The organism is Lacrimispora sp. BS-2, from assembly GCF_040207125.1.
GTDB lineage: Bacteria > Bacillota > Clostridia > Lachnospirales > Lachnospiraceae > Lacrimispora.
This window is the reverse complement of sequence record NZ_CP157940.1, coordinates 949,903-963,073: the sequence shown is the minus strand read 5'-3', so window position 1 is coordinate 963,073 and position 13,171 is coordinate 949,903. Positions and strand designations below refer to the sequence as shown.

General features: G+C 43.4%; 10 protein-coding genes. All 10 read right to left on the bottom strand.

What is annotated here, in order from left to right; genetic code table 11:
- Positions 1-45: 45 nt before the first annotated feature.
- Positions 46-2,124: a methyl-accepting chemotaxis protein gene (locus ABFV83_RS04590; protein ID WP_349947765.1), complete on the bottom strand. Its 2,079-nt coding sequence runs from the start codon at positions 2,122-2,124 to the stop codon at positions 46-48.
- A 194-nt stretch (positions 2,125-2,318) separates the two neighbouring features.
- Positions 2,319-3,173 carry a MurR/RpiR family transcriptional regulator gene (locus tag ABFV83_RS04585; protein WP_349947764.1) on the bottom strand — a complete coding sequence of 285 codons (855 nt, stop codon included), beginning with the start codon at positions 3,171-3,173 and terminating at the stop codon, positions 2,319-2,321.
- A 97-nt stretch (positions 3,174-3,270) separates the two neighbouring features.
- Entirely contained in the window at positions 3,271-4,818 is a 1,548-nt protein-coding gene (locus ABFV83_RS04580) for a metallophosphoesterase (RefSeq protein WP_349947763.1), read from the bottom strand.
- A 183-nt stretch (positions 4,819-5,001) separates the two neighbouring features.
- The gene (locus tag ABFV83_RS04575) at positions 5,002-6,174 is read right to left on the bottom strand and encodes a cyclopropane-fatty-acyl-phospholipid synthase family protein (protein WP_349947762.1); all 1,173 of its coding nucleotides are present in this window, start codon (positions 6,172-6,174) and stop codon (positions 5,002-5,004) included.
- A 417-nt stretch (positions 6,175-6,591) separates the two neighbouring features.
- On the bottom strand, positions 6,592-7,206 hold the full coding sequence (locus tag ABFV83_RS04570; RefSeq protein WP_349947761.1) for a 4'-phosphopantetheinyl transferase superfamily protein: 615 nt from the start codon (positions 7,204-7,206) through the stop codon (positions 6,592-6,594).
- Between the two features lie 18 nt (positions 7,207-7,224).
- Positions 7,225-7,872: an MBL fold metallo-hydrolase gene (locus tag ABFV83_RS04565; RefSeq protein ID WP_349947760.1), complete on the bottom strand. Its 648-nt coding sequence runs from the start codon at positions 7,870-7,872 to the stop codon at positions 7,225-7,227.
- Positions 7,873-8,218: 346 nt separating this feature from the next.
- Positions 8,219-9,517, bottom strand: a complete 1,299-nt coding sequence (eno, locus tag ABFV83_RS04560; protein ID WP_349947759.1) for a phosphopyruvate hydratase — start codon at positions 9,515-9,517, stop codon at positions 8,219-8,221.
- A 405-nt stretch (positions 9,518-9,922) separates the two neighbouring features.
- The gene (locus ABFV83_RS04555; RefSeq protein ID WP_349947758.1) at positions 9,923-11,278 is read right to left on the bottom strand and encodes an NCS2 family permease; all 1,356 of its coding nucleotides are present in this window, start codon (positions 11,276-11,278) and stop codon (positions 9,923-9,925) included.
- A 410-nt stretch (positions 11,279-11,688) separates the two neighbouring features.
- On the bottom strand, positions 11,689-11,931 hold the full coding sequence (locus ABFV83_RS04550) for a hypothetical protein (RefSeq protein ID WP_349947757.1): 243 nt from the start codon (positions 11,929-11,931) through the stop codon (positions 11,689-11,691).
- An 8-nt stretch (positions 11,932-11,939) separates the two neighbouring features.
- Positions 11,940-13,031, bottom strand: a complete 1,092-nt coding sequence (gene trpS / locus ABFV83_RS04545; protein ID WP_349947756.1) for a tryptophan--tRNA ligase — start codon at positions 13,029-13,031, stop codon at positions 11,940-11,942.
- Positions 13,032-13,171: the final 140 nt, after the last annotated feature.

Sequence of the window (13,171 nt, the reverse complement as noted above, 5' to 3'; positions counted from 1 at the left end):
TCCTGTGCAAACCTGCCGTCTATATACTCTCAATGAGATATTTTATTAAAAGACCTTTTTCTTTATTATAAATCTTGCAATCTGCTCTTTCAGTAACTGGGCCTGTGCCGATAATTCCTGACTGGTAGCAGCGCTTTCCTCAGCGATGGCCGCATTGGTCTGAACAACACTTGAAATCTGTTCAAGGCCCGTTGTAACTTCTTCTAAAGAGGAAGACTGCACCTCTGTTTTTTCTGAAATTTCAGCTATATCCGAAATAATTTCTCTGGCCCCCGTCACAACATTTCCAAGTGAAGCCGCTGCAATCTCAGCAAATTTAGCCCCCTCCTGTACGGAATGAAGAGAACTTTCAATTAAAACGGTAGTATTCTTAGCTGCTTCTGCACTCTTTGACGCAAGATTTCTCACTTCATCCGCAACAACTGCGAATCCTTTTCCTGCTTCTCCGGCCCTGGCAGCTTCAACCGCTGCATTAAGAGCCAGTATATTAGTCTGGAATGCAATATCTTCAATCGTCTTTATGATATTTCCGATCTGGCTGGAGGTTTCAGTGATATCACCTATGGACTTAAGAAGTTCATTCATCTGTTTATTACTGTTTACCAACTCTGTTCCAACGCTCTCAGCCTTATTATTGGCATTATTGGCGTACATTGCACTTTCCTTGACCTGATTGGTGATCTCCATGATCTTGGCAGAAAGTTCTTCTACTGAACTTGCCTGTTCAATTGACCCCTGGCTCAGGGACTGGGAACCGTCAGAAAACTGTTCTGCACCGGTTGCCACCTGTTCAGCCGCTACTCTCATTTCGCTGAAGGTATCATTTAGCGAATCTAAAATACGGCATAAATCAAGCTTGATTTTATTAAAATCTCCTATAAAGTCCCTTTCAATTGAAATATTCAGATTGCCTGAAGCCACATTTTCAAGCACCCCTGAAATTTCGTTGATATAGCCGCCCAATACCTCCGAAGTCTCCGAAAAGATGTTAGCTAACAGTCCTAATTCATCTTTTTTATAAATTACGTCCCCATTGCTGTGAGAAAGATCGCCGTTCCTCATCTTTTCTGCAAGCCCCATGACAGAATCCACCGGAGCAAGGCCTTTCTTTAGCGTCACAACACTGACCAGTATCAGTACAGCTAAACCAATCATACCAATACCAGCTAATGCTAAAGTGATCTTTGTTACGGAACCCATGGCCTCACTTTCATTCACCACAAAAGCACTGGACCATTTAACATCAGTCCCATCTAAATTAAGGGCTTTATGAATAGCCAATGCCGTCTTCCCATTAGAATAGGAATTCTTGATTTTATCTGTTGCCGACGTTCCGCTTGCTACTGCCTTCATAATCGCTTCATAATCTGAAACAGACCGGGGCACGCTGCCAACGATTCCTTTATCTGCTGTATGCGCCAAACAAGTTCCATTGCTTGTAACAATATAGCTGTATGAAGTCTTATATCCTCCGTCTGCGTAACTTAATCCTGCAATACTGGACATATCAATATCGCAGTTTGAAACTCCTAAAAATTCACCGCTTTCACTTACAATTGGACAGCTCAATGTAATCAGCCAAACTTTTTCACCTGTAGAAAGCTGATATTCATATGGTTCTGTTACATGAATAGATAAATTTGTTTTTACAGGCAAATAATAATCTGCATTTCCATATGTATCATAATCATTTAAAACATCAAATCCTGTGCCGGAACCATCACGGAAGGCATAATAAGAAAGTCCTTTTGGTGTATTCGGCATAAATTTATTTGGTTCAAAAGCAAAATATGCTGAAAATATCTTGTCATTATTTAATACTCCCTGCAAAGATTTTTGCAGCATTTTATTTGCTTCTTCTGCATTAAGTGTCTGATATCTCTGCACTTCTAAAGATAATGCCTGGGAAAATACCAGCATGCTGTCCAAATACGACCGCACTTCTTTGGCATTTTCATCTGCAATATAATTCAGCTCTTTTTCCGTCATTTTAGTTACGGTTCTGCCCGTCAGCAGACTTAAACAGGAACACATTGCAGCAATGACAATTAAAATTATAATTGCCATTGTAACTGGAATTTTTACTGAAAGCCTGTTTTTCCATAGTATTTTTCCTTCGTTCATCTTAATCTCCCTTTTCAATTATTCCCGGGCAATTGTTGCATTGCCATTGCCCAATCCATCGACTTTACTGAATTATATCGGCTTAGATGTATTCATTCATAAGTTTTCTGTTTCAACTTTACATAAATTTTAAATTTACATGGAAGAAGACCCGAAAGCCATAAAAAACCGCCGGTTTTGCCGGCGATTCTGATTTATTTTTTATCATCAGAAATAGCAATTTCATGGCGCCTGATGCGTTCATGGGAGCCTTCTTTGCTGACTGATAAAAACAGATACAATATTTCCATCACTGTTGTTGCGGATACTCTGGAAAAGCAAAACTCTCCTAAAAGAAGTTTTTCTCTGGTAGCCGTGGTAATATGGTAATCACAAGCCTGGCCCAGAGGGGAGGACTGATTGTTGGTAATGGCAATGGTCGGCGTATGGTTTTCCTTTGCTACCGCCACCAGGGTCATCAGCCGCTTGGAAAAGCCGGAATTGGATATGACGATAACGGCATCCTCTTCCTTAAGATTGCAGGTATAAGCCATCTGCGTCTCCCAGATGGTGCCGGATACGGCTGGAATCCCCAGTTGGTTGAATTTAAAAGAGCCATCCAGGGCGACCGGAATGGTATTTCCCACAGCCACCAGCTGTACGGTTCTGGCATGCTCGATCACAGACAGGATCCGGTCCAGTTCTTCCGGGTCCATCATGGATATGGTCTGGGTCAGCTCCGCCACCTTATTGGCCAATATATTCTGCAGGGACTGGCCAATGCTGTCCCGGCTGATATCATTGGAAACCTCAATGGAATTCCCTCTTTCCTCCGCTACCTCCTTTGCCAGATTGATCTTTAAGTGATGAAAGCCATTAAAGCCGCACCTTCTGCAGAATCTGGATACGGTGGCATCACTGGTTCCGCTGGCAAGGGCCAGCTCCGCTACCGTCATATCGATTATTTCACTTTTATTTGCCAGGATATAATCCGCAATCTTTTTTTCCGCTTCAAAAAACGAATCATAGGATGAGCAGAGAACACCGGATACACTAATATTTTCCTGCATAAACAATCTACCTCGAACTTTGTGTAATTTTGTTTCATCATTATATCACGACATGAAATATAATGTAAAGAGGCGTCCCCTGCTTTTCCTTTCCGGTTCACTCCTTTTTCTGAAGCTCACACTCCCAGGTATTGTGGTCCCGTCCTGTATCCTTAAGAATCATGCCGATCTCATCAAACATCCGGCTGTCAGGCAGATTCCTCTGCCATAGTCGGAAGGCTTCCTCTGAGCGTATCTCTTTTGCATCAACGGGAATCCCTTCACAATAAGCCTTGTTAATATCCCCATACAATCCCGCCATCTTTTCCACCTGTTCCTCAGGCAGATTCTTGATCCTGCCGGAAATCTGGCTGCTGACCACCTCTACAAGAAATTTTGTCCCGTATTCCTTGAAATTAAGAAGATTTTCATCGGAAATCTCCGTTTCTTTTGCCCAGCGTTCCACATCCGTTTCCTTGGTGGTATAAACCAGCCTTTCATCTTCAGTCCATTTAAGTATGCCGTACCTGCAGGGGGAGATGGCAAAGGAGTCTGCAACCACTTCACTGATATGGTACACATCCCCGCTCTCTCCCGGCTCCGGCTTATGCTTTTTCGTCCTCCGCAAGTGCAGATGACCGCTTATGTAAAGAGGTACCCGGTAAGATTCCAAAAGGGAGATAACATTCTGGCTGTTTTCCAGAGTGCAGTCGGTTGGATAAAGGATACTTTCCTTTAACAGGTTATGATGAGCCACCGGTATCACGGTTATCCCCTGATTCCCTGCTTCTTCAAGCTGCTCCTTCATCCACGCCAGGGTTTCTTCTTTAATCCTTCCCCCAACCTTGTTAAGGGGTTCATACTGGGCAGAGTCAATCATGAGAAGCCAGTTTTTCTCATCCAGCTGGTAAACATAGCTTAAAGAATTCTCATCCCGGCTTCTTGCCTGGTCATACCCAAACCGGCGGTAAATATCATAAAACCCTTCGGGATCCACAATATCTGCCACTTTTCTCTCCTTGCCGAAATAGGAGGCTGAAGAATAATTGTTGATATCATGGTTGCCGGGTATGACAAGTACCTTTACGCCCTTTTCTTCCAGTATCCCAAGCTTTTGCGCCAATGCTTCATGGCCTGCCTTTTCCCCATTAAGGGTCAGATCCCCGCTTAAGATCACGGCAGAGGGTTTAAGCTCTTCCATTTCAGCCGTAAATGCATCCATGAGCTGTGGAATATAATGGACCAGCTTTCCATCGTCACGCTTTTCCATCTCCTCAAATGCTTCACCGTAATCCGTAAGCTCTGGAGAATAATAATGAACATCAGAAGCGACTACGATCACAGGAGGCTTATATTCCTCTGCCTCTTCCTCTGTTTCTTCTCCCTCAGCAGGCTTATCCGGCCTTTTTTTCCTGATTTCTTTCTCACTTTCCAGCTCTGTCATCTCACCGCCTGCTTCTGTCTCAGGGGCTGTATAGTCTTTATCATCTGTACTTTCCTCCTGCCCCGGGCTGTCTGAGCTTTCCTCACAGGGACTGCCTGAGGTTTCCTTCCCGCCACGGTCGGAGGTGTCCAAATGATCCACAACCATGACAATGCCAAAACAAAGGAGAATCATGATTGTATAAATCAGAACCAGGAGCCAGTTCTTTTTTCTTTTGTTCATGTTGTTCCACAAAGATCCCTTTCCACTTCCTGTCAGTTTTATCCTATGGAATCATAACACGCTTTCCAAAATACGGCAACTATTTCTCCTCATCAAAACAGGCAAGACATACAGTTGATCCACTGTGCGGTAAAAAACAGAAAACCGCGGCTGACACACATGGGCAGCCACGGCTATTCTAATTTATTCGTACCACCTTGTCATGGGAAGGTGGTTGTTTATCCCCTTGGATACAAGAATCTGATGGAGATCAATGACCCCGTTATTAAAAGTGGCGGCACAGGCGCTTAAATATAAGTCCCACATTCTGGCAAACTCTGTACCCATTTTCTCCTCGATCTCTGAACGGTGGTCATTAAAATTTCTTTCCCACAAAAGCAGTGTCCTGCAATAATGGCGGCGAAGGCTTTCCACGTCCAGGGTGTAAAACCGGTGTTCGCTTAAAATATTGATGATCTCCCGAAGGCTTGGTATGGTGCCTCCCGGAAAAATATATTTCTTCATCCATGGATCGCCGGGATATTCTTTTAGAGCGCTGATGTAGTGAAGAAGCAGCAATCCGCCGGGATTTAGCACTGTCTTTGCATTTTTTATGAACAGCTCATAATTGTCCCTTCCTACATGTTCCAGCATGCCAACGCTGACAACCCGGTCAAAGGTCCTGCCCCAGGTTTCTAAATCCCGGTAATCCATTAATTCCACCGACACTCTGCCCGTCAGGCCTTCCTCCTTAATCCGTTCTTCAAATTTCTTTTTCTGCTCTTTGCTTAAGGTGATCCCAACTCCCCGAACCCCGTATTCTTTGGCAGCCCTGATCAGCAAAAATCCCCAGCCGCAGCCGATATCCAAAAGAGTCATATCCTTTTTTAAGTACAGCTTCTTTAATATCCTCTCCACCTTATTGCACTGGGCATCGTGTAATGTATCACTTTCTGTTTTAAAATAGCCGCAGGAATAGCTCATGGTATCGTCAAGCCATAGGCGGTAGAACTCATTGCCGATATCATAATGGGAAGTGACTTCCTTTTCCTGATTCTTTTTGGACTGGGATGAATAAATCAGCTTCTTAAGCTTTCCCTGATCCATTGAAAATTTTCCCATCTGGCCCAGGAAATGATTCAGCGCATGAAACAGATCCCCTTCCACATCAAGGGTTCCTTTCATATAGGCCTCTCCCAGTGCCAGAGAAGTGCTGGTCAGCAAATCCTTGCCCTGGATGTCCTCTTTCATGTTCACGATAAACGCCGGATTCCCCTCTCCGATATGATAGGTCTCTCCGCAAAGCTTTACATCAAAAGGGTGCTCGTCAAATCTCTGTAAAAAGGAAATTAAAAAGTTGTCTGTCATGGTTTTCATGTTTTTTCCTCCAATCTGCTTTTTATTCCTTATGAGATTTTTGCCCGTTTTTTATGATTTCATAAGCCTTATTCTTGGCAAAATACCATTTTTCAATATTAAGGGCATTCTGCAGGACATATTTTACAGCCCTCTTTGACTGGCTGCCTCTGTTACCTGGGCCGCTTATTCCGTAATCACAAAAAAATAGGAGAATACGGCCATGGGACCGTTGAAACACAAAGGCTCATTTTCTTTTATGGCCTTCTGTTCAAGGTTTCCGTACTGGCAATTCTCCCCTTCCATCTGGGTTTTTACAAACTTGCTGATACAAAGAACTTATTAAATATTCTGTTTTGGGGCCTGGACGCTTCCAGTCTGCCTGCACAATCGTGCCGACCCTTTCAGGCCTTATAATTTCTGAAAGCAAAGCCCGGTCTAAAGGCTTTCGTCTTTGTCAGAAAAAACAAGGTTCTGCCCAAAATTAATTTCCTCATCTCCTATGGTGCATATGGAAAGAACATAATCTCCCTCCAGCATGGTCTGATGAAAAGACGCGCCCGGAACAGAGCATGCAAAAAAAGCCTCCTCCTTCCATTCAAAAGAAATGGTAGTCAGGGGGATGGTAATACCTAAGCCTGTCGCCTTAAGGTAGCTTTCCTTTAATGTCCATATTTGAAAAAAGTACTGGGAACGATCTTCCTCCGATATTTCCTCCATACGGTGTCTTTCGGCATCAGAAAAAACCTTTTTAAGGATATTTTGCCGAAAGGGCCGTATCCTCTCCACATCAATTCCCAACTGCCTGTCTCCTATTGCACAGGCCACCATGCCATCCGTATGGCTGATGTTATAATGGATGTCAGGAAAGTCCTTTAAATAGGGTTTGCCATGCTCCCCTTGTAAAATGACCGGCTGATTCTGTAATTCTGAACCGATTCCATATAAATCCTTCAATCCCGTATGAAGAAGTTTTTTTCCAAGCTCGTGCTCTTGCTCCCATTTTTTCTTTTCTTGGGAGGTTTCATACCTTTCCAGATAAATCCGTACCATACCGTCTTAAACCTTTGTCTAAATCCCTGCCTTGTTCCACGCCCGGTTTTCCACCGGACCTCCATGGCCGAAATATACCTTTCTTGCGCCAAGGGCGCTAATCTTATCCGCGCTTTTTAACATCTCTGCCCTGTCCCAGTACACCAGGGACAGCCCGGGATAAAACATGTTCATCAATGCATCACCAACAATGACAGCTTTTCCATCAAGATCAATTCCTATGGACCCTCTGGTATGACCGGGAAGCCCCATGATCCTGGCATTGATTCCATAATCCTTCAGCCAGTCTCCCTCATTTATTAAAACCTCCGGGGTAAATTCAGGTATCCGGTCTGTTTCTGAGCTTTTTGCTGAAACCTCTGCAACCGCCATTCCCAGCATCCCCTGAAAACGGAGATGTTCCATAAAATTATTCTTTATAAGGCTTAAATCCTCCTTATGAATGGCTACCGGTACTCCCAGTTTCTTCTTAAGATAGGCCGTATTCTGCACATGATCCACATGACCATGGGTGAGTAGGATCAGTTCCACCTTTGTTTTCCGGCACTGTGCCAGTATTTTTTCTTCTGATCCGTTTCTTCCTGCATCCACAAGAATGGCTCTTCCATGTTCCTCAATCAGATAGCTGTTCACGCTCCCGCACCTGATCCGTTTTACTTCTGCCAACTTTTTTCATCTCTCTTTCAAATACATTTATTTCTGCAGGCAATGAGCCCGGCTCAGGACTGCCTTTGGCGCCATTACGCTATTGTTCATTGTATTGAAAGAAGGCCTTGTATATTCCCGATTTTTTTCTATCTTTTTCTGTATATACAATCGATTACTCCATTTTCCATCTTCAGGGGGACCCCAGGGCTGACCTCCATCTCTTTATGGTTCAAACGTATCCTCATTTGATTTCTTATGGCTTATAGCATATCATCTTTTGCCTCTTTCATCAATTCTTTTTCCACTCTATAAAACAGGCCCGGCAGGTCTGTCCTTTAAGACCTGCCGGGCTTTCCCCCATTCTTTATGACCGCCGGATATGGAATGCATCCATTCCCGGATAAACTGCACTTCCTCCCAGTTCTTCTTCAATCCGAAGCAGCTGGTTATATTTTGCCACACGTTCGCTTCTGCTTGGTGCTCCCGTCTTAATCTGACACGTATTAAGAGCCACTGCCAGGTCTGCAATGGTGGTATCTTCTGTCTCACCGGAACGGTGGGAAGCAATAGCCGTGTAACCTGCGCTGTGAGCCATCTTAATCGCCTCAAGAGTTTCTGATACAGAACCGATCTGGTTAAGCTTAATCAGGATGGAATTGCCGCATCCATTCATGATTCCTCTCTTTAAGCGTTCCGTATTGGTTACAAACAGGTCATCGCCAACCAGCTGGACCTTGCTGCCCAGCTCTTTCGTAAGCTTTTCCCAGCCCTCCCAATCATCTTCATCAAGTCCATCTTCAATGGAATAAATGGGATATTTTTCGCAAAGCTTTTTCCAGTGCTCAATGAGTTCCTCAGAAGTAAAATGCTTACCGCATTTTGGAAGGATATACTCTCCCTTGTTCGCTCCCTTCCACTCACTGGAAGCTGCGTCCACAGCCAGGACAAAATCACGTCCGGGTTCATAGCCTGCCTTTCTTATAGCCTCAAGAATCAGTTCAATAGCAGCCTCGTCGCTATCCAGATCCGGTGCAAAACCACCTTCATCTCCTACCGCCGTAGCCAGGCCCTTTGACTTTAATATGGACGCCAGGCAATGAAATACTTCCGTACACCACCGGAGTCCGTCTTTAAAGCTGGAGGCTCCTGCCGGCATGATCATAAATTCCTGTACATCTACTGTATTGGCTGCATGGGCTCCGCCGTTTAAAATATTCATCATAGGAACCGGAAGACGGTTGCCTGTTATTCCGCCTAAGAAGCGGTAAAGAGGGATTCCCATGCTCATAGCCGCTGCTCTGGCGCAGGCGATGGACACTGCTAATATAGCATTGGCTCCAAGTCTTGACTTATCCGTTGTCCCATCTGCAGAAAGCATTGCCTGGTCAATGGCGTAAATGTCGGAAACATCCATTCCCGTGATTGCATAATGTATCACTGTGTTGATGTTATGAACCGCATTCAAGACACCTTTACCGCCATAACGGGCCTTGTCCCCATCCCGAAGCTCCAAAGCCTCAAATTCACCAGTAGAAGCACCGCTGGGCGCTGCTCCCCTGGCTATGGTCCCGTCTGCCAGATGTACTTCAGCCTCTACGGTAGGATTTCCTCTGGAATCAATAATTTCTCTTCCTATTACTTTTTCAATCTCCAGATAATTCATGGTTTTTCTCCTTTTCTTTTAAATGGTTTCCACAATGGAAAAGATCCCTTAAGGGAATTCCTTCCAATTTCCATGTTTCATCATTGATCATCATATATAAAACTTTTCTGATGCCGTTCTGTAAGCTGCAGCCTCATTCCATGTCCCAGGAATGGACCGCTTTGGCAGCCATACTACATTAATATGGCTTATTTCCATAATTATTATGAGTTAGTTGCTCCTAATTCACATTGTGATTATAGCACATTTTACCAGAAACTTCAATACTGGCATTGATAATTATTACTGACTTCTCCATAAAAGAAAAAACTTCTGCCCCTGCTTTACACAGGGACAAAAGCTTGAGTTTGAAATTGTATTACCCGATTTTTCTTACTTTTCTTAGAACAGTTTTTAAAATATGAATTATAAAAACGCCTGTAATATAAAGTTTATGATAAACAGAATTGTTGCCACTACAATAATAGGATTCAACTCATTTGCTTTCTTTTTGCAGATCTTTACGATACAGTAGAAAATAAACGCTGTTGCAATTCCATAAGAAATGCTGTAACAAAGTGCCATGAATACGCCTGCAAAGAAAGCCGGAATTGCTTCTTCCAGCTGGGTCCAATCAATTTCCTTGAACGAAGAGATCATCATACACCCAACAATAACAAGGGCTGGCGCCGTTGCTACAGATGGAATAGCGCTGATAAAGGAGGATAAAAATGCACTTAAGGCAAAGCAGGCAGCTACAACTACGGAAGTAAGGCCGGTACGTCCGCCGGCTCCGATCCCTGCCGCACTTTCCACATAGGTAGTCGTGTTTGAGGTGCCGAAAATGGCTCCTATGGAAGTCGCTGTGGCATCTGCAAATAACGCTTTATCCATCTTGGAAGAAAATCCTTTGCCCAACTCTAAGGAAGCTTCATCCTCCGCACTAAAGATTCCGCTTCTGCGGCCTGTTCCAATGAAGGTTCCGATTGTATCAAATGTATCGGATAAGCTGAAAGAGAAAATAGTAATTAGTACAATAGGAAGCTTTGCCATATCGTTAAATAAGGCAGGAAGCCCGTCTGCCGTAAAAATTACGCCAAAGGTGGTTGGAAGCACTGACAAGGCTTCTGAAAAATTAACGGTATCGCCTGTTTTTGTAATGCCTAATGGAATACCGATCAAAGTTGTTAAGACAATGCCAATTAAAATGCCGCCCTTTACGTCCATTACAGTCAATACAACGATTAATACAAGACCTATGATGAATAATATAAGTGCTTTTGTTGAGATCACAGACATTGCAGGAACACCTGCCGCAAAATTGATGGCACCTGCATTCAAAAGACCTATGTATGCAATAAAGATACCAATACCACCGCCAATGGCATTTTGCAGGCTTACAGGGATGGCTTTAATAATATACTTACGGATACTGGTCACAGTGATAAAAATATTAAGGAGTCCGCAGATGAAAACCATTGATAAAGCCTGCTGCCATGTGAATTTTAGTCCAAAACAAACCGTGTAAACAAAAAATGCGTTTAATCCCATACCAGGTGCCTGAGCATATGGTACATTGGCCACAAGGCCCATAATTAAGGTACCTATAATCGCAGAAATGATGGTCGCTAAAAATACCGCTCCCCACTCCATACCTGCCTGACTTAATGTATTAGGATTTACTATAACTATGTACGCCATGGCAAAAAATGTGGTGATTCCGGCTATAACCTCAGTTGTGACATTCGTTCCATTTTCCTTGAGTTTAAAGAACTGCTCCATGGTAAAGCTCCTTTTTGATTTTATTTTAAGAGACTGACGTTTCTTAATTACCATGTAATTATAAAGTTTTTTTGTTATTTGTTCAAGAAAATTTAATAAAGTTTTAATGCTTTATTTATTATTTATATTAATTTCATTTTATTAGAATGACTAATATAAGTTAAATACTTAATTAATATTACTTATTTAAAGAGAACAATCGGAACTTATTACCTGGTTTTCATTGAATATTTGTATGACCGGTAAAGCGGGCAGGCCTACTTCGGAGGGTGGCTCATATGGGCCGGTTGGTGAGGTTGATAATTGGTATCAGGGTAAAATATTGAGAAGGATTATTTACATTGCAAAAAATGCCGGGGAAGTGCAAAGATTTTTTTCTTTGCACTTCCCCGGCATTTTTGTCGGTCGCGTTACAACAGCCAGAAGTTTGTTTTATCCTCTCCGTATTCCAGCCGGAACCGGAGCCTGCCAAAAAACTCCTCCAAAGCCTTATAAAGCTCCTCCCATTGCCCGCTGCTGTTTTTATCATGAACTGATTCGATCCAGCAGGACTGTTTGCCGCAGGCATCTCTTAAATGAATCTTAAATTCCAGGCCTTTGCCTTTTATAAATTCATTGCATTCCAATATCTCGGTAATGGAAACAATCTTCATATACGCCTCTATTCCTGGCCCTTATACTTTCTTGCCTGCTCTTCAATGTATTCCAGATCGTCAAAATAATTGATCTTCATGGCTTCCTTTACACCCTTTAAGGTACGGGCTGCCATTGCCTCTGCCTTTTCGCTTCCTTCTTTTAATATCTGGTATACGTAAGGGATGTTGGCCTCGTATTCTTTTCTTCTCCTGCGGATAGGTTCTAACTCCGCCTGGAGAATGCTGTTTAAGAACCGCTTTACCTTTACATCGCCTAAGCCGCCGCGTCTGTAGTGGTCTTTAAGCTCGTCAAGATTTTTATAATCTGGCAGATACTTTTCAAAATCTTCATCCTTGCAGAATGCATCCAGGTAGGTGAATACTGTGTTTCCTTCTATTTCTCCTGGGTCGGAAACCTGGATGTGGTTAGGATCTGTATACATGCTCATGACCTTTTTCTTTACTTCTTCTTCCGGATCGGATAAATAGATGCAGTTTCCGAGGGACTTGCTCATCTTGGCCTTTCCATCGGTACCTGGAAGCCGTAAGCAGGCTTTGTTATCAGGAAGCAGAATCTCCGGCTCTACTAAAGCTTCTCCGTACACGGAATTAAACTTACGCACTATTTCCCTGGTCTGCTCAATCATTGGCTCCTGGTCCTCTCCTACGGGCACCGTGGTGGCCTGGAACGCCGTAATGTCAGCTGCCTGGCTGATGGGATAGGTAAAGAAGCCTACCGGAATGCTGGTTTCAAAATTCCTCATGGCAATCTCTGATTTTACAGTAGGATTCCGCTGTAGCCTGGATACGGTTACCAGATTCATATAGTAAAAGGACAGCTCTGTTAGCTCAGGTATCTGTGACTGGATGAAAAGGGTACATTTCTTCGGGTCCAGTCCGCAGGAAAGGTAATCCAGCGCAACTTCAATAATATTCTGACGAACCTTTTCCGGATTATCCGAATTGTCCGTAAGTGCCTGGGCATCCGCAATCATAATAAAAATCTCGTCAAATTCACCGGAATTCTGCAGCTCTACCCTGCGCTTTAATGAACCAACGTAATGGCCGATATGAAGCTTTCCGGTGGGCCGGTCCCCTGTTAATATGATCTTTTTCATGTTTGTTCCTCCAGATTTTTATATCGTGAATCCGTAGTGCAGCGAACGAATCCGGAGGATTCGTTCGCTCACGGGCATTCGTCCTATGAAACAGGCCATGAAAAGATTTTCTTATGTGCAAGCACAACGAAAATCTTCTC

Excerpts from the sequence above, each read along its gene's own strand:
- ABFV83_RS04590 (WP_349947765.1), bottom strand. The coding sequence starts at position 2,124 with ATGAACGAAGGAAAAATACTATGGAAAAACAGGCTTTCAGTAAAAATT.
- ABFV83_RS04585 (WP_349947764.1), bottom strand. The coding sequence starts at position 3,173 with ATGCAGGAAAATATTAGTGTATCCGGTGTTCTCTGCTCATCCTATGAT.
- ABFV83_RS04580 (WP_349947763.1), bottom strand. The coding sequence starts at position 4,818 with ATGAACAAAAGAAAAAAGAACTGGCTCCTGGTTCTGATTTATACAATC.
- ABFV83_RS04575 (WP_349947762.1), bottom strand. The coding sequence starts at position 6,174 with ATGAAAACCATGACAGACAACTTTTTAATTTCCTTTTTACAGAGATTT.
- ABFV83_RS04570 (WP_349947761.1), bottom strand. The coding sequence starts at position 7,206 with ATGGTACGGATTTATCTGGAAAGGTATGAAACCTCCCAAGAAAAGAAA.
- eno (WP_349947759.1), bottom strand. The coding sequence starts at position 9,517 with ATGAATTATCTGGAGATTGAAAAAGTAATAGGAAGAGAAATTATTGAT.
- ABFV83_RS04555 (WP_349947758.1), bottom strand. The coding sequence starts at position 11,278 with ATGGAGCAGTTCTTTAAACTCAAGGAAAATGGAACGAATGTCACAACT.
- ABFV83_RS04550 (WP_349947757.1), bottom strand. The coding sequence starts at position 11,931 with ATGAAGATTGTTTCCATTACCGAGATATTGGAATGCAATGAATTTATA.
- trpS (WP_349947756.1), bottom strand. The coding sequence starts at position 13,031 with ATGAAAAAGATCATATTAACAGGGGACCGGCCCACCGGAAAGCTTCAT.